7 protein-coding genes are annotated in these 18,156 nt (G+C 62.9%); 6 read left to right on the top strand and 1 reads right to left on the bottom strand.

Annotated elements, in window-relative coordinates; genetic code table 11:
* Nucleotides 1-104 precede the first annotated feature (104 nt).
* From I4484_RS12050 to I4484_RS12025, 6 genes are all read left to right on the top strand, one after another.
* A complete protein-coding gene (locus tag I4484_RS12050) occupies nt 105-2,276 on the top strand; it encodes a type I secretion system permease/ATPase (RefSeq protein ID WP_197447533.1) in 2,172 nt (723 codons plus the stop codon).
* Nucleotides 2,276-3,718, top strand: coding sequence for an HlyD family type I secretion periplasmic adaptor subunit (locus tag I4484_RS12045; RefSeq protein ID WP_197447532.1), 1,443 nt, complete (start codon nt 2,276-2,278; stop codon nt 3,716-3,718). Before I4484_RS12050 ends, I4484_RS12045 begins: the two co-directional genes overlap by 1 nt.
* Complete coding sequence (locus I4484_RS12040; protein ID WP_330932852.1) at nt 3,718-4,329, top strand: response regulator transcription factor; 612 nt, start codon at nt 3,718-3,720, stop codon at nt 4,327-4,329. Before I4484_RS12045 ends, I4484_RS12040 begins: the two co-directional genes overlap by 1 nt.
* A 174-nt stretch (nt 4,330-4,503) precedes the next feature.
* Nucleotides 4,504-11,847 carry a retention module-containing protein gene (locus I4484_RS12035; protein ID WP_197447530.1) on the top strand — a complete coding sequence of 2,448 codons (7,344 nt, stop codon included), beginning with the start codon at nt 4,504-4,506 and terminating at the stop codon, nt 11,845-11,847.
* A 228-nt stretch (nt 11,848-12,075) separates the two neighbouring features.
* Entirely contained in the window at nt 12,076-15,729 is a 3,654-nt protein-coding gene (locus tag I4484_RS20985) for a retention module-containing protein (protein WP_197447529.1), read from the top strand.
* A gap of 128 nt (nt 15,730-15,857) precedes the next feature.
* A complete protein-coding gene (locus I4484_RS12025; RefSeq protein ID WP_330932854.1) occupies nt 15,858-16,148 on the top strand; it encodes a tryptophan synthase subunit beta like protein in 291 nt (96 codons plus the stop codon).
* A 54-nt stretch (nt 16,149-16,202) separates the two neighbouring features.
* Here the strand turns inward: I4484_RS12025 and I4484_RS12020 are convergent, their stop codons facing one another.
* On the bottom strand, nt 16,203-18,125 hold the full coding sequence (locus tag I4484_RS12020; protein ID WP_197447527.1) for an EAL domain-containing protein: 1,923 nt from the start codon (nt 18,123-18,125) through the stop codon (nt 16,203-16,205).
* Nucleotides 18,126-18,156: the final 31 nt, after the last annotated feature.

Raw genomic sequence — 18,156 nt, 5'->3', positions numbered from 1 at the left:
AAAGGCTGCTTGTGCCGAGTTCGCTCGGCGCAAGCAGCAAGCAGCAATCGTTTATAGCGCCACCCGTCCGGTATGGTCGGACGGGCCTCATGCCCGAGGTCCCCGTGACACAGCAAGAAGTACTGGATTCCTCCCTGGGTGCAGCCCGCTCGGCCGTTCGCGACGAGCTGCTCGAGTGCCTGCAAACCATCGCCCTGGCCCATGACCATGCGGTGACGCCCGATGCATTGACGGCGGGCCTGCCGCTGGAAGAGGGGCGGCTCACTCCCGGTGTCTTTCCCCGGGCCGCCACCCGGGCCGGCATGACGGCGCGAATCGTCAAGAGCCGGCTGGCGCAGCTCAATCCGGCACTCTTTCCCGCCGTACTGCTACTGGAGCCGGGGCGTGCCTGCGTGCTCATGGCACTGGACTTCAAGGCGCGCCGTGCCAGGGTGATCTTCCCCGAGCTTGGCGATGCCGTGAGCGAGGTCGATCTCGAAGGCCTGAGCGAGAGCTACAGCGGCCAGGCCATCTACGTGCGTCCGCGCTTTCGTTTCGATGCGCGCGGTCCCGAGGTCGGCAAGCAGCGCTCGCGCCACTGGTTCTGGGGCGTCATCCGCGAGAACCGACGGCTTTATCGCGACGTGATCGCCGGCTCCATCATCATCAACCTGTTTGCCGTGGCCATGCCGCTGTTCGTCCTGAACGTGTATGACCGCGTGGTGCCCAACCATGCCACGGAGACGCTATGGGTGCTGGCCGCCGGCATCTTCATCGTGCTCTGCTTCGACTTGGCACTGCGTCTGATGCGCAGCGCCTTCATCGACCTGGCGGCGAGTCGGGCCGACGTCAAGCTCTCCGCGAAGATCATGTCCCAGGTACTGGGCCTGCGCATGGAAGCCCGGCCCGCCTCGACCGGCTCGTTCGCCTCCACCCTGCAATCCTTCGAGTCGGTGCGCGCCTTCATCGGCTCGGCCACGGTGGTGGCATTGGTCGACCTGCCTTTCGTGCTGTTCTTCGCCGCCATCATTGCCTTGATCGGGGCGCCGCTGGCGCTGCCGGTACTTGCCGGCATCGTTGTCGTGCTGCTCTACGCCATGGCGGCCCAGGGCAAGCTGCACGAGCTTTCCGAGACCACCTGGCGAGTCAGTGCCCAACGCAATGCCACGCTGGTGGAGTCGCTGTCGCACCTGGAAACGGTCAAGACCCTGCGCGCCGAGAGCCGGCTCCAGGGAATCTGGGAGAAGTCGACGGCCTTTCTGTCGCGTACCTCGGCCCAACTGCGCCTGGTCAGCACCTCGGTTTCCAACGTGGCGATGTGGGCCCAGCATACCGTGGCGGTCTGCGTGATCCTGATTGGCGTCTACCTGATCATCGACGGCAATCTCAGTCAGGGTGGGCTCATTGCTGCCTATATGCTCTCGTCCCGTGCCATGGCGCCGGTGAGCCAGGCAGCCGCGTTGCTGGCCCAGTACCATCAGTCGTCCACCGCCTTGAAGTCTCTCGACGACGTCATGCAGCGCCCGGTGGAGCGGCCCGAAGGCAAGTCCTTCATCTCGCGCCCGGTCGTTCATGGTGAGATTCGTTTCGACAAGGCGTCGTTACGCTACCCGGACGAGGAGCGCGATGCGCTACGCGACATCTCGCTCAAGATCGAGCCTGGCGAGAAGGTGGCCTTGCTGGGGCGTGTCGGTTGTGGCAAGACCTCGCTCAACAAGCTGTTGCTGGGGTTGTATGCGCCCACGGCGGGTTCGGTAATGCTCGACGGGGTGGACCTGCGACAGTTCGATCCGGTGGAGCTGCGGCGCCACATCGGCTACGTGCCGCAGGACGTCAGCCTGTTCTTCGGTTCGCTGCGTGACAATATCGTGGCCGGTGGCGGCAGCGATGGTGTCGACGACGAGGCGCTGCTGCATGCGATCAAGCTCAGCGGCCTGGAAAGCCTGGTCAATGGCCACCCCCAAGGCGTCGAGCTTCAGGTGGGCGAACGTGGCCAGATGCTCTCCGGGGGCCAGCGCCAGGCAGTGGCCATTGCGCGAGCACTGGTTCATGACCCGAAGATCCTGTTGCTCGACGAACCGACCAGCTCCATGGATCACGCCAGTGAGGAGGCCTTCAAGGCCAATCTAGCAAGTTACGGGCAGGGCAAGACGCTGATCGTGGTGACTCACCGTACCTCATTGCTGTCGCTGGTCGATCGCATCATCGTCATCGACGCCGGCAAGGTCGTTGCCGACGGCCCGCGTGACAAGGTCGTGGAAGCCCTGCGCAAGGGCCAGATCGGGAGGGCCAACTGATGACCGCCACGTCTCCCAAGGCCAAGGGCAAGAGTGCCGAGCAGCAAGGCTTCGAGGCGATCGGGCGTTTCACCGATGTCGGCGGCAAGCCGTTTCGTCCGTTCATGGACCGTCTGTTCTCCAAGCGGGTGACTTCCGCCCACCTCAATCGCGACTGGGCCAGCGATGCCGACTGGGCGCGCATGCAGCAGGACCCGATCCGGGCACGGCTCTTCCTCTACACCATACTGCTTGCCTTCGGCGCGCTGATCGCATGGGCCTATTTTGCTTCGATCGACGAGGTGACACGCGGGACCGGGAGAGTGATTCCCTCCAGCCAGTTGCAGAAGGTGCAGTCCTTCGATGGCGGTGTGGTGCAGCAGATCATGGTGCGTGAAGGGGAGATGGTCGAAGCGGGGCAAGTGCTGATGCGCATCGACCCCACGCGCTTCGTTGCCAACTTCCGTGAGAACCGTGCCCAGGCATTGGCCCTTCGTGCCCGCGCCGAACGGCTGCGCGCTCTGGTGACCGATACGCCCTTCAACCCCGACGACGAATTGCGCAGCGGGGCGCCGGAAATCGTCGCGCAAGAGCGCGAGGTCTACGAGAGCCGGCGTGAGGAGCTTCGCGAGCAGGAGAGCATTTTGCGCGATCGCATTCGTCAGCGTGAAGAGGAGCTCAACGAAGCCAAGGCGCGGCGCGATACCGCCCAGCGTGAGGCGAACATGGCGAGCCAGGAGTTGAACCTGACACGACCACTGTTGGCCTCGGGGGCGGTCTCGGAGGTCGACATCCTGCGCCTCGAACGTGAGGTTTCGCGTGCTACCGGCGAGCGCAACCAGGCCGCGGCTGCTGTCGCGCGCCTCGAGGCCGCCGTAGAAGAGGCGCGTACCCAGCTACGCGAGATTGGCGCCGAACGGCGCAGCGAATGGCGCAACGACCTGGCTCAGACCATTGGGGATCTGGGGGCACTCGATGAGTCCAGTGCCGGCCTGCAGGATCGGGTGCGCCTCGCCGAGGTCCGATCCCCTGTGGATGGCATCGTGCAGCGCCTGGGGATCAATACCCTGGGCGGCGTGGTACAGCCAGGGCAGGAAGTGGTGGACATCATACCCAGCGACGATCAGCTGCTGGTCGAGGCGCGTATCGCACCGCAGGACATTGCTTTCCTGCGACCCGGCCAGCCGGCCACCATCAAGCTGACGGCGTACGACTTCGCCATCTACGGCGGTCTCGAAGCCGAGCTGGACCACATCAGTGCCGACACCATCACTGACGACGACGACAACACCTTCTATCTGGTGCGTGTGAAAACGGTCGAAGGGGAAAACCTGGGCAGTGACATCCAGGTCATTCCCGGCATGACGGCTCAGGTCGACATCATGACCGGCAAGCGCACCGTGATGCAGTATCTGCTCAAACCCGTACTGCGGGCATGGAGCAACTCCATGGGGGAACGATGATGGCAGTTCTGTTCGTGAGTCAGAGGCGCGCAGACATTCCACGGCTGCACAGCGCCTTTCGCGATATACGGCGAATCAACCCGGACCAGGCGCGCGTCATGGTGGACGATGGCGACCGGATCTGGCTGTTGACGGATCATCCGGAATGGCCCGGGCTGGCGGGAGCGCTGGCTGGCCATGGCGCTATTGTTGTCGTCATGTCCCTGACGCCGAGCGAAGTGGAAGCGCTCATGGCGCTACAGGTGGGGGCGCGTGGCTATGTCCACGCGCTATCACCCCCCGAGCTACTGCGGCAGGTGGCTCTGGTCACCGGCCATCAGGGGGTATGGGTGCCGGCCGAATTGCTCAGCAAGGTGGTTGGAGGCGCATTCGCCACCCTAGGTGGGCGTGACGGCCTGCCGCAGGAGAACCTGTCCGTGCTGACGGAGCGCGAGCGAGCCGTGGCACTGGCGGTAGCAGAAGGACGCAGCAACAAGGAGGTGGCCCGCCAGCTCGACATCACCGAGCGCACGGTCAAGGCACATCTCGGCGCGGTATTTCGCAAGCTCGGCGTACGCGACCGCATGCAGCTGGTGCTCAGTCTGTCCAGACAGGACGCGAACGTCGTCTAGGCAGCTTATGTTTTATAAAACAAAGGCTTAACTAGTTATTGTTAAGCCTTTTTTCGTTCGCGTCCATTCGCTTTGCTACTTGTCCATCGGTCCAATATCAATGTTTCGGTATGTTACTTAATGTGTCGTTTGTGAGGTTAATGTAAGAGATACAGACGATACAGGAGCCATGTCATGGCCATTTCCACAGTTATCTCGATTACCGGCCAAGCTTGGGCGCGCGACGCCGAGGGCAACCTGCGCGAATTGCGCGTGGGCGATACCCTTCAGGAAGGTGAGGTGCTGATCACCTCCGACAACGGCAGCGTCCAACTCGACTTCGCTGATGGAATCGATCCGGTGCTGGTAGAAGGCGGCGAGCAAGTGGTCATGACAGCGGAGCTGGATGCCGCCGAAGCGACCGACGCTTCTGAATTCTCTGCCTTGGACGAGGATCTCGAAGCCCTGCTGACGGCGCTGGACGACGACAGCGTCGACCTGCTGGAGGTGCTCGATGCCACTGCAGCTGGCGCCGGCCCCGGTGGTGGCGCCGATGGCGGTCACAGCTTCGTGCGCCTGGCGCGCATTGCCGAGAACGTCGACCCATTGACGTTCAACTTCGGCATGAATGATCTGCGTGGCTCGCCGGAAGAGGACGGGCTGGCTTTCGCCTTGGCTGAGCCGGACGAGAACGCTCCAGACGACTCCGAGCCGACCATTACAATCATGTCCGACAGCAGCAGCGTCGACGAGGCCGGCCTGCCGACCGGCAGCGTGGGTGACGGCTCGCACACCACCAGCGGCACTTTTGCTATCGACACCGGCAACGACGGGCTGCAGTCGCTGGTGATCAATGGTGAGAATGTCACCGGCGGTGGCACGGTCAACGGTACGCACGGCACCTTGGTCGTCACGCTCGCCAACGGCAGCTACAGCTGGACCTACACCCTCGACGGCGCCACCGACGGTGACACGACCAGCGACAGCTTCACCCTGGTCGTCACCGACAGCGACGGCGACGAGGCCAGTGACAGCCTGACCATCGCCATCGTCGACGACGTGCCGCAGGCGGTGGATGACACCGCCGGGACCGCGGAAGATACCCCTATCACTTATAACGTGATGGACAACGATACGGCCGGTGCCGATGGCGCCACGCTGACGGCGGCGAGCCTGCGCAACCCGAGCCAGGGCAGCCTGAGCTTCGATGCCAATGGCGCGGTCACCTTCACCCCGGCGGCGGGCTTCGAAGGCGATGCGGTGATCGACTACACCATCACCGACGCCGACGGCGATACCTCCAGCGCCACGCTGACCGTGACCGTGGCGGACGACTCCGAGCCGACGACCGAGGTTGGTGGCCCCGACGTCAACGACGGCCAAGCCAGCGTCGACGAGGCCGGCCTGCCGAGCGGCAGTGCCAATGACGGCTCGCACGTCACCAGCGGCACCCTGGCCATCGATACCGGCAACGACGGGCTGCAGTCGCTGGTGATCAACGGCGAGAACGTCACCGGTGGCGGCACGGTCAACGGTACGCACGGCACCTTGGTCGTCACGCTCGTCGACGGCAACTACAGCTGGACCTACACCCTCGACGGCGCCACCGACGGTGACACGACCAGCGACAGCTTCACCCTGGTCGTCACCGACAGCGACGGCGACGAGGCCAGCGACAGCCTGACCATCGCCATCATCGACGACGTGCCGCAGGCGGTGGACGACGCGGCGACTCAGGAAACCGAAAACGCCCCGGTCACTATCAACGTGTTCGGCAACGACACGGGCGGTGCCGATGGCATCGACCTGACCAACGGCGTGGCCCTGGTGGCCGGCAGCCTCACCGGCAGCGGCACGCTGGTGTACAACGAAGACGGCACCTTCACCTACACCCCGACGGCGGGTGAGGAAGGGGTGGTGAGCTTCGAGTACACCATCACCGACGCCGATGGCGACGAGAGCACCGCCACGGTCACCCTGACCTTGCAGGACGACTCCGAGCCGACCATCAAGGTCAGCGGACCCGATGTCAACGACGGCCAAGCCAGCGTCGACGAGGCCGGCCTGCCGAGTGGCAGTGCCAATGACGGCTCCCACGCTACCAGCGGCACCCTGGCCATCGATACCGGCAACGACGGACTGCAGTCGCTGGTGATCAACGGCGAGAACGTCACCGGTGGCGGCACGGTCAACGGTACGCACGGCACCTTGGTCGTCACGCTCGCCAACGGCAGCTACAGCTGGACCTACACCCTCGACGGCGCCACCGACGGTGACACGACCAGCGACAGCTTCACCCTGGTCGTCACCGACAGCGACGGCGACGAGGCCAACGACAGCCTGACCATCGCCATCATCGACGACGTGCCGCAGGCGGTGGATGACACCGCCGGGACCGCGGAAGATACCCCTATCACTTATAACGTGATGGACAACGATACGGCCGGTGCCGATGGCGCCACGCTGACGGCGGCGAGCCTGCGCAACCCGAGCCAGGGCAGCCTGAGCTTCGATGCCAATGGCGCGGTCACCTTCACCCCGGCGGCGGGCTTCGAAGGCGATGCGGTGATCGACTACACCATCACCGACGCCGACGGCGATACCTCCAGCGCCACGCTGACCGTGACCGTGGCGGACGACTCCGAGCCGACGATCGAGGTTGGTGGCCCCGACGTCAACGACGGCCAAGCCAGCGTCGACGAGGCCGGCCTGCCGAGCGGCAGTGCCAATGACGGCTCGCACGTCACCAGCGGCACCCTGGCCATCGATACCGGCAACGACGGACTGCAGTCGCTGGTGATCAACGGCGAGAACGTCACCGGTGGCGGCACGGTCAACGGTACGCACGGCACCTTGGTCGTCACGCTCGCCAACGGCAGCTACAGCTGGACCTACACCCTCGACGGCGCCACCGACGGTGACACGACCAGCGACAGCTTCACCCTGGTCGTCACCGACAGCGACGGCGACGAGGCCAGCGACAGCCTGACCATCGCCATCATCGACGACGTGCCGCAGGCGGTGGACGACGCGGCGACTCAGGAAACCGAAAACGCCCCGGTCACTATCAACGTGTTCGGCAACGACACGGGCGGTGCCGATGGCATCGACCTGACCAACGGCGTGGCCCTGGTGGCCGGCAGCCTCACCGGCAGCGGCACGCTGGTGTACAACGAAGACGGCACCTTCACTTACACCCCGGCGGCGGGTGAGGAAGGGGGGGTGAGCTTCGAGTACACCATCACCGACGCCGATGGCGACGAGAGCACCGCCACGGTCACCCTGACCTTGCAGGACGACTCCGAGCCGACCATCAAGGTCAGCGGACCCGATGTCAACGACGGCCAAGCCAGCGTCGACGAGGCCGGCCTGCCGAGCGGCAGTGCCAATGACGGCTCCCACGCTACCAGCGGCACCCTGGCCATCGATACCGGCAACGACGGGCTGCAGTCGCTGGTGATCAACGGCGAGAACGTCACCGGCGGCGGCACGGTCAACGGTACGCACGGCACCTTGGTCGTCACGCTCGCCAACGGCAGCTACAGCTGGACCTACACCCTCGACGGCGCCACCGACGGTGACACGACCAGCGACAGCTTCACCCTGGTCGTCACCGACAGCGACGGCGACGAGGCCAACGACAGCCTGACCATCGCCATCATCGACGACGTGCCGCAGGCGGTGGATGACACCGCCGGGACCGCGGAAGATACCCCTATCACTTATAACGTGATGGACAACGATACGGCCGGTGCCGATGGCGCCACGCTGACGGCGGCGAGCCTGCGCAACCCGAGCCAGGGCAGCCTGAGCTTCGATGCCAATGGCGCGGTCACCTTCACCCCGGCGGCGGGCTTCGAAGGCGATGCGGTGATCGACTACACCATCACCGACGCCGACGGCGATACCTCCAGCGCCACGCTGACCGTGACCGTGGCGGACGACTCCGAGCCGACGATCGAGGTCGGTGGCCCCGACGTCAACGACGGCCAAGCCAGCGTCGACGAGGCCGGCCTGCCGAGTGGCAGTGCCAATGACGGCTCCCACGCTACCAGCGGCACCCTGGCCATCGATACCGGCAACGACGGGCTGCAGTCGCTGGTGATCAACGGTGAGAACGTCACCGGCGGCGGCTCGGTCAACGGTACGCACGGCACCTTGGTCGTCACGCTCGTCGACGGCAACTACAGCTGGACCTACACCCTCGACGGTGCCACCGACGGTGACACGACCAGCGACAGCTTCACCCTGGTCGTCACCGACAGCGACGGCGACGAGGCCAACGACAGCCTGACCATCGCCATCATCGACGACGTGCCGCAGGCGGTGGACGACGCGGCGACTCAGGAAACCGAAAACGCCCCGGTCACTATCAACGTGTTCGGCAACGACACGGGCGGCGCCGATGGCATCGACCTGACCAACGGCGTGGCCCTGGTGGCCGGCAGCCTCACCGGCAGCGGCACGCTGGTGTACAACGAAGACGGCACCTTCACCTACACCCCGGCGGCGGGTGAGGAAGGGGGGGTGAGCTTCGACTACACCATCACCGACGCCGATGGCGACGAGAGCACCGCCACGGTCACCCTGACCTTGCAGGACGACTCCGAGCCGACGATCGAGGTCGGTGGCCCCGACGTCAACGACGGCCAAGCCAGCGTCGACGAGGCCGGCCTGCCGGGCGGCAGTGCCAATGACGGCTCGCACGTCACCAGCGGCACCTTGGCCATCGATACCGGCAACGACGGGCTGCAGTCGCTGGTGATCAACGGCGAGAACGTCACCGGTGGTGGCACGGTGCAGGGCACGCACGGCACCTTGGTCGTCACGCTCGTCAACGGCAGCTACAGTTGGACCTACACCCTCGACGGCGCCACCGACGAGCACAGTACCCAAGGGCCTAACATTGATGGCGTGAAGGATAGCTTCGCACTGGTGGTCACCGACAGCGACGGTGACAGCGCCAATGCCAGCTTGACCATCGATATCGTCGACGACATTCCCAGCGAGTTCACGCCGGATGCCGCGGCGCTTGTCGATGGTGCGGCAGGAAAGCTCAACTTCGCCGATGCGGTTGGGGCCGATGGCTTGGGCAACGTTGTGTTCAAGGCCAGCCTGGAGGGTCAGCCGGCCGTCGACACGGATGGCAATGCACTCTCGTTCGAGGGCCAGCCGCTCTTCTATGCGTTGAGTAGCGATGGGCAGCAACTGACGGCTATGACCGAGAGTGGCGAAGAAGCCTTCGTCGTGACGCTCAAGCCGAATGGCGACGGATTCACTATCCAGGTGAATGACCAGGTTCTGAACGGCACACTGGTCGAAGGCAACATCGCGGCGGGCATCAGCGGCGGCAACTCTGGCTACTATGCGCTGAACTCCGAGGATGGCGATATCGCTAATGACGTGCTGATCTCATCCACCACAAATGACACGATCAATACCAGCTCAGGGCGGTTGGGTGTCAGCGAAGGCCAGAGTATTACGAACGGTGAATTCATCCGCTTCGATTTCCTGCAGGGGCTGAGTTTCACAGGCGTATCTGGTTCTCCCGAATGGGAAGCTCGCCAGCAAGCCACGCAGTTCACTCAGGACGTTTACCTGACCGGCGGGAAAAATAGCACTGCCTCGTTCATCGTCAAGGCAGTGGCCGATGCCGAGGCCAGCAGTGGCCACCCCTCAGACGTCACGGATCAATATCTGACACTGTCGCCAGACGACATCGTCGTTCTCGATGGCAATGGCGTCGACGTTACCTCTGAAGTCACATTGACCCAGGTTGGGGATGGCATCCGCATCGACGGAGTGAAGGATGGCTGGAGCTATCGAGTCGAGACTGAGGAGCCCTTTGAAGCCATCGAGGTCACTGGTGCCAACGGAGACAACTTCAAACTTGGTGACCTTTCGTTCCAGACGGGCGGAACTGCCTCTGACTTCGATATCGAACTGAAGATCGAAGGCCAGGATGCTGATGGGGATACCGTCGACAGCAGCATTACGTTGTCTTCGCCAGCCCCTGATGCGCTCTACGTCGGCAACAACAGCGAGAATAATCACGACAGCACCAGTGGCAGTGATGTATTGATAGGCGATGCGGGAGGCAAGTTCACCATCGTCGAGCCCGGTCAGAACTACAATATCTCGCTGATCGTCGATGCTTCCGGCAGCATGAATGACTACTCGGGTACTGGCTACCTGAGTCGCATGGACTTGACCAAGCAGGCGCTGGTGAACTTGGCCAATCAGCTCAAGGAGCACGACGGCACCGTCAATGTACAGATGATGGTCTTCTCCTATCACGCTAGCACCTTGGCCAGCATCCAGAATCTTAACGCTGACAACGTAAACGATCTCTTGCTAGCTATTGATGCGGTCTCGGCTGGTGGGGGAACGAACTATGAATCGGCGTTCGAGCAGGCTGTTGCCTGGTTCAATGCCCAGCATGGAAACGATGCATCAGTTAGTGATGGCTTCAAGAACCTGACCTACTTTCTGACCGACGGAGATCCGACAAAGTACTATGACGCTGACGGAAATTTGCGTGGGCCAGGTGATGCAACTGATATAAATACTTTCAATGCTTCGGTGGAGGCTTTCGAAGAACTCTCGGCGGTCTCAGCCGTGCATGCCACTGGTATCGGCAGTGGTGTAAGCGAGCATATCTTGAAGTTTTTTGACAATTCCGAAGTGGCTGGTGAAGGGTACCTGACAGCAAGCAACGGAGCGACGACAGTCACGGCTCCCTTCGGTTATGTGGATATCGTCAATACAGCAGAGGACCTCGACGCCGCACTCAAGGGTGGCTCTAGCAGCGATGAGTTGGCCGAGCTGGGAGACGACGTGCTCACCGGCGGTGACGGTGATGACATCATCTTCGGCGATGCCATCAATTCCGACCACCTCGAGTGGACGAACCTCGACACTGGCGAGATCTTCTCCGATGGCAGCCACGATGGACTGGGCTATGCGGGGCTGGTCGAATACTTGCGCTGGGCGGAGGGCACTCCAGGTGAGGCCCCGAGCGACGCTGAGATAATCGCCTATGTGAAGTCACGCTGGGAGGAGCTGGTAGATACTCAGCGAGCCGATGGCGGCAATGATTTCCTCGACGGAGGCTCGGGGGATGACGTCCTGATCGGCGGTGCGGGGGATGACGTCCTGATCGGCGGTGCGGGCGATGACGCTCTGATCGGCGGTGCTGGTGACGACACCCTTCTCGGCGGCCTTGGCGCAGATACCTTCGCCTGGAAACTCGGTGACCAGGGCGAAGAGGGCAGCGCCGCGGTCGATACTGTCGAGGACTTCTCGTTGGCCCAGGGTGACAGCCTGGATCTGAGCGAATTGCTCAGCGACGGCAATGGGCTCGAGCACCTGCGCTTCGAAGCCGATGGGAGCGGCACCACCAAGCTCTACATCAGCACGGAAGGCAACTTCGGAACCGATGAGGGGAACTTCGACAATGCGCTGGCCGACCAGGTCATCGTGCTGGAGAACTTCAGTGGGGATCTCGAGGCGCTGAAGTCGAGCCTCAATATCGACTGATTTACCGCAAGGACTATAGACGCCCGGCCTAGGCCGGGCATTTTTTATTGATAACCACTCACACTAACTCTTGATCGGCCTCAACTTTTTCTCTCACACTGTACTACGGTCCAATATCGCGCTGTAAGCCTTGGCCCATACTTCATCTTAAGCACGCCCTCCAGGCATGGACCGTTTGGCCGTGGCGAGCCTCGTAAACAGTTTTTTCATTTTGCGGGGTGATCCCTCATGTCTATTGCAACCGTTATCTCTCTCTCCGGTCAGGCCTGGGCACGTGATGCCTCGGGCAATCTGCGCGAGCTACATGTCGGAGACGCGCTGCAGGAAGGCGAAACTGTCATCACATCCAATGGAGGGGGTGTGCAGCTCGACTTTGGCGATAGCTTCGCCCCCACCCTGATTGAAGGTGGCGAGCAGGTAGTCTTGACACAAGAGCTTGGTGCCGACCAGCCTGCCGATGCGAGCGAGTTCGCTGCCCTCGACGAGGACCTCGAAGCGCTGCTCTCGGCGCTGGATGACGACTCGGCGGATCTGCTTGACGTGCTCGATGCCACCGCCGCAGGAGCCGGCCCTGGTGGTGGGGCCGATGGAGGCCATAGTTTCGTACGCTTGGCCCGTATCGTCGAGAATGTCGATCCCCTGGCATACAACTTCGGCTTGAATGCACTGGGCAGGCCGTCGGAAGAGCAGGGAGGCGCTTTCGTGGCGGAGGAAGCCGAGGAAGTGGAGGAACCTCAAGCGCCTGCCGGTACCCCGCCAACGGCGGGGAGTATCGAAGCGACGCTGCATGATGTCGAAACGCTGGGCGGTAGCAGTTCGGTTGCCAGCGGTGTTCTGCCGGCTTCCTTTGGCTCTGGCAGTGATGGCAGCGTGACCTTTGCCGGCATGAACGGTGCGCAACTCCAACTGGGCGGCGAGACACTGCTGTTCAATTGGAATGCCGCTACCAACACACTCCAGGCGATTTCAGAGGCGCGTGGGGTCACGGTGTTTACCGTCGAGCTCGACCCTGCAACGGGCGCGTTCACTATCATCCAAGTGAACAACTTGTTGCACGGTATGGGCATGGACGATGCACTTGCCAGCCTGGTCTACACCGTGTCGAGCAGTAGCGGCAGCGCCACGGGTACGCTCCAGCTTACCTTCGTCGACGACGCTCCGCAGGCGGCTGACGATAGTGCTAGCACCGATGAAGACACCGCCGTCATCGTCAATGTGGTGGGTAACGACAGTGCGGGCGCCGATGGCATGAGGCTGACCTCGGCGAGCCTGCGCAATCCCAGCCAGGGCACGCTGAGCTTCCAGGCCAACGGGGAGGTCACCTTCACTCCGGCGCCGGGCTTCGAGGGCGAGGCGGTGATCGACTACGCGATTACTGATGCCGATGGCGACACGTCCAGCGCCACCCTGACCGTCACGGTCGCGCCCGACTCCATACCGGTGATCGCCGTCAATGCCGACAGTAGCAGCGTCGCCGAAGCCGGCCTGCCGAGCGGCAGCGCGGGCGACGGCTCGCACGCCACCAGCGGCACCCTTGCCATTGACACCGGCAACGACGGGCTACAATCGCTCTTCATCAAAGGCGTCAACGTCACCAATGGCGGCACGGTCGCGGGTACGCACGGCACCCTGGTCGTCACGCTCACTGACGGCAGCTACAGCTGGACCTACACCCTGGACGGCGCCACCGACGGCGACGCGACCAGCGACAGCTTCAGCCTGGTCGTCACCGACAGCGATGGCAGCACCGCCAGTGACAGTCTGGTCATCGACATCGTCGACGACGTGCCCCAGGCTGCCGACGACCACGGCGGTACCGTGGCCGAAGACGCTGCCGGCAACGTACTCAGCGGCAGCGTTCTCGCCAACGACACCCTAGGCGCAGACGGTTTCGGCTCATTGACCTGGGATGTCAGCGCTGAACAACTGGCCGAGCTCGGCCAGTACGGCAGCCTAGTGTTGAACCCCGACGGCAGCTGGAGCTTCACACTCGACAACAACCTGGCCGCCGTGCAGGCGCTGGGCGCCGATGAGCTGCTGAATTTCAGCCTCGGCTACACCATTACCGATGCCGATGGCGACACCTCCAGCGCCACCCTGAGCCTGTCCATCCTGGGCGCGGACGACAGTGCCCAGGTGATCGTCAATGCCAGCGGCGCCGACAGCACCGTTCACGAAGCCGGCCTGACCTCTGAGTCCGATACCCGTGAGAGCGCTAGCGGTAGCTTCCATGTTGCAGCCACCGACGGCATCGCCAGCGTCACGGTGGGCGGTCAGAGCTTTACCCTGGCTCAGTTGCAGGGCTTCAGCGAGGCCACGCCATCGTTAGCGATTTCCACCGTCATGGGCACACTGTACCTGACCGGTTTCAGCGGCACAGCCAGTGCCGGCACCGTCAGCTATGTCTACGCCCTTGGTGAAGCCCAGATGCATGGGGTGCCGACCAGTAGTACCGACGAAACCCTGACGGACAGCGTGTCGCTCAGTGTGACCGGTGTGGGCGGAAGCACGGCATCGGCGACGCTGACGGTCGACATCATTGACGACACACCTAGCCTGACCAGCCTGAACCTGGCCATCGGGAACGTGGCCGGAACGTATGATGGAGTTTATGAGTTCGACGTGGGGCCGGATGCTCAGGGCTTCCTCGACAGCTTCGGTGAAGGTTCGCTGATCTGGACAGGCATGCCGGCAGGCTACGAGCTGATCATTACCGGTTCTTCAGATACTTCGATCACCTATACCGCACAGTCGGGAGCCCTCGCGTTCTTCAATCTCACGCTCCATACGAACGGGACCTACAGCTTCGAACTGGTATCTCCTGCGCCTGTCGTCGAGACGGAAATAGAGAGCATGTTGAGTGCCTTCGATCCAAGCGGCTTCTACCAGGAGGAGGGCAAGCTCGCCTACTTGTTCTCGGCAGATCTCTTCGATGGCAAGTTCGCGCTAGCGGTCGAAGCTTTCAGTAACGGCAGCCGAGAGAATGTCAGCCTGTCCTCAACGGATCTGGGCGTACATTCCAATGTGGTTCAAGGCAACAAGAACGACATGCTGAGGTTCGACGTCCGCCCCATGGAGGATGCAGGAGCGATCGGTATCGCCTCTTTCGTCTTCAGCGTATCCGGCACGGGAGGCACCAAGGCGGGTGACCAGGCCAAGTTGACGGTTTACGACGTGGATGGAAGCTCGACGATCTACACCGCGACTCTCGCGACATCCGATGGGGAGTTCCTCTTCGACATCGATCCATCGCACAACATCGATTACCTGGAACTGCGCCCGGCGGGTAACAACAGCTTCAAGATCGATGGCGTCTCAACCAGCTACGTGACCCAGATCTACCCAGACGATTACCAGCTCGACTTCGAGCTGGCCGGCTCGGATGCAGATGGGGATCTGGCATCCGCGGCGTTCACGGTTTTCGTCAAGACCACCGAAGACGGCACTTATGAGATCACCGGCACCGACGGTGATGACGTGGTGCATGGCACCGAGGGGGACGACACCCTGGCGGGCGGGGCCGGTCATGACACCTTGATCGGCGGCGAAGGGGACGATGTCTTCCAATGGCAGCTGGGCGACCAAGGTGAGGAGGGCGTGCCGGCTACCGATACGATCAAGGACTTCGGGCTCGGTGAAGACGTGCTGGACCTGGTGGATCTACTGCAGAGTGGAAGCACCGACAGTATCGACAATTTCATCCTTGCCGCGCAGGAAGGTACCGACACCGTGCTCTACATCAGTCACGAGGGCGGTATCAGCGCCGATGGCAGCAATGCCACTCAAGTGATCGTGCTGGAGAACGTCAACATGGAAGGGGCCAGCTCGGCGGACTTCCTCCAGGAGATGTTGGAAAGCGGCCAACTCCACATCGACCCGTAAGCCGGCGTCGAGCCGACGCCATCGCCCTGCCTGGAGACACCGGGCAGGGCGTTTGTTACTCTACGTAAGGAACGTTCAAGGGCAGAGCCATGTACATAAAGCGCAACGAATCAGGGCAGGTCGTTCAGGTGAGCCGTGAGGCGACGGCAGAGTGCCGTGAATTCGTGCCGCCTTGCTCGCCCGAGCTGCAGAGTTTCGTCGCCGAGGATGGCGATGCCGATAACCTGGCGCTGTCGAAGTCCGATCTGGCCTTCGTGCGGGTTCTCGAAGATGTGATCAACGTCTTGATGGACAAAGGGGTGATCAGTTTCACCGATCTTCCAGAGCCGGCTCAGCAGAAGCTGTTGGAGCGCCAGTCGCTGCGCAAGCGTCGGAACAGTGTGGGGCTGATGGCGGACATCGACGACGACATCATCTAACCTCCAGAAGGCCACGAGGCCGGCTTTTGCCGGCCTCGTCACTTCGAGCGGCTGTCATGCACCGCTCCCGCCGCTACCCTCGTGATGGCGCACGCCTGGTCCCGTCACGCCATCCAGCCCCAGCTCGAACAGCATGCTCGCGGCTTCCTGGCTCTCCACGCCTTCCGCAATGGCCATGATGCCAAGCGAGTGAGCCAGCGTGGCCATACCTCTCAGCAGGCTCTGCTGATCGCTACGGCTCTCGATCTCCTGGCTCAAGGCGCCGTCCATCTTCATGAAGCTCAGGCCCAGGTCCTGTAGCCCTTCGATCTTGCCGAACTGGGTGCCGACATGTTCCAGGCCGACTCGGCAGCCCAATCCAAGCAGGGCATGGCAGAGGGTCTTCAGCGCCTGTGGCTGCTGTATGGCAACGGATTGCGGCAGCTCGAACCACAGCTTGTCGGCAATGCTCCGGTGGGCACCGATGCGAGAGAGCAGCTCGCCAACGAAGTGGCCATCGTTGAGCGACTCGGCCGACAGGTTGATCGCCACCGCCTTGCCGCTGGATTCGACATCCGTCAGCGCCGCCGAGACGACGGCCAGGTCGAGGGTCGGTGCCATCGCCAGGCGCGATACCCAGGGCAAGAAGACTCCTGCGGGGCGCCACTCCCCCTTCAGGCGCAGCCGTGACGGGACTTCGTAGTGAACCAACTGGCCCCGCGCATCGAGCACAGGATAGTGGGCCAGGAAGACTCCCTGCTGGAGGGCGTCGCCAAGGGCCTGACGCCAGTCGTCATGACGCGTGAAGAGCACACTGCTGGCGGGCTGGTCGACGATCTCCTGATGGTTCTCGCCGCGACCTTCGGCGGCAGCCAGCGCACCGTCGAGGCTGGCCAAGAGCTCGGCCTGGCTTTCGCCCTGGCTGTATTGACGCAGGGCAGAGGGCAGGGAAGCGCTGGCCTGTTCGCCACTCAGCGCTTCCAGTTGCTGCTGCAGCGCCATTCCGATCGCTTCGAGATCGTGGTGACGTGGCAGGATAACGCCGAAGTCGCTGCCGTTCAGCCGGCCGACCGTGCCGAGGCCATGGGTCTTGGCGACTTGCTCGAGACGACGTGCCAGTTGGGCGAGCAGGGCATCGGTGGCTGCATGGCCGAGCTGCTGGTTGAGTTCGGCCAGGCGGGCGACGCGCACCATCGCCAGGGTGCCGCTGGCATCGTCCTTCTCGCTCTTGAGATGTGCCTGCAGTTGGGCCAGGAAGGGCGCGCGGGTGAGCGTATCGGTGACCGGGTCATGCTGCATGCGGCGCCGGAGCTGGTCGAGCTTGTCGCTCTCTTCGCCGAGCATCTGGCGTACGGCGTAAGAGAGCTGGTTCATGGCCTGCACCACCTCGCGCAGCTCTCGCGTACGTGGCTCACTTGCCATCGTGAAGCGGCGCTGACCAATGGCCTGGGCCTGGTTGACCACGTTGCGCAGCGGCCGACGAATGGTGTTCACGATCCAGCTTGCCAGCAGCAGACTGATGGCACCGGCAACGGCGAACCAGCCGGCCAGCTCCAGGGTGCTGAGCCATAGCGAGCGATAGGCGAAGCTGTGCTGGCTCTCTAGCTCCAGGGTGCCGTACTGCTGCCAGCCATCCTGTACGACCGCATGGCCCGCTGGCACGTCGAAGCGTACCAGCTTGACGAACCAGGCCGGCACGTCGTCGACATATTCGCCGGCGGTGCGCTGCTCGATGATCTCTCCCTCGGCGTCGCGCAGCTCGATGCGCCGGTAGTGCCCGGTGTCGAACTGGGCGGCCAGCAGCAACTCCAGGATGACGGGGTCTTTCTCCATCTGGCTCATCGACAAGGCCAGGGCATTGGCGTTGTCGTTGTTCTTGATCTCGATCTCCTGCTCGATGTAATGACGGCTGCTCGTCACGCCGATGAGCAGGCTGCCCACGAAGGCCAGCAGCAGCAGTGTCGTTATGGTCAGCCAGAGCTGCTTGATCAATGACATGTCTTCGTTCCCCCTGGGAATGAACGCCCTG

This window comes from Halomonas sp. SS10-MC5 (assembly GCF_015992245.1).
In the GTDB taxonomy this organism is placed as follows: domain Bacteria; phylum Pseudomonadota; class Gammaproteobacteria; order Pseudomonadales; family Halomonadaceae; genus Halomonas; species Halomonas sulfidoxydans.
The sequence above is the reverse complement of the archived record's forward strand: the minus strand, read 5'-3'. Positions and strand labels throughout refer to the sequence as shown.

Excerpts from the sequence above, each read along its gene's own strand:
- I4484_RS12040 (WP_330932852.1), top strand. The coding sequence starts at position 3,718 with ATGGCAGTTCTGTTCGTGAGTCAGAGGCGCGCAGACATTCCACGGCTG.
- I4484_RS12045 (WP_197447532.1), top strand. The coding sequence starts at position 2,276 with ATGACCGCCACGTCTCCCAAGGCCAAGGGCAAGAGTGCCGAGCAGCAA.
- I4484_RS12020 (WP_197447527.1), bottom strand. The coding sequence starts at position 18,125 with ATGTCATTGATCAAGCAGCTCTGGCTGACCATAACGACACTGCTGCTG.
- I4484_RS12035 (WP_197447530.1), top strand. The coding sequence starts at position 4,504 with ATGGCCATTTCCACAGTTATCTCGATTACCGGCCAAGCTTGGGCGCGC.
- I4484_RS20985 (WP_197447529.1), top strand. The coding sequence starts at position 12,076 with ATGTCTATTGCAACCGTTATCTCTCTCTCCGGTCAGGCCTGGGCACGT.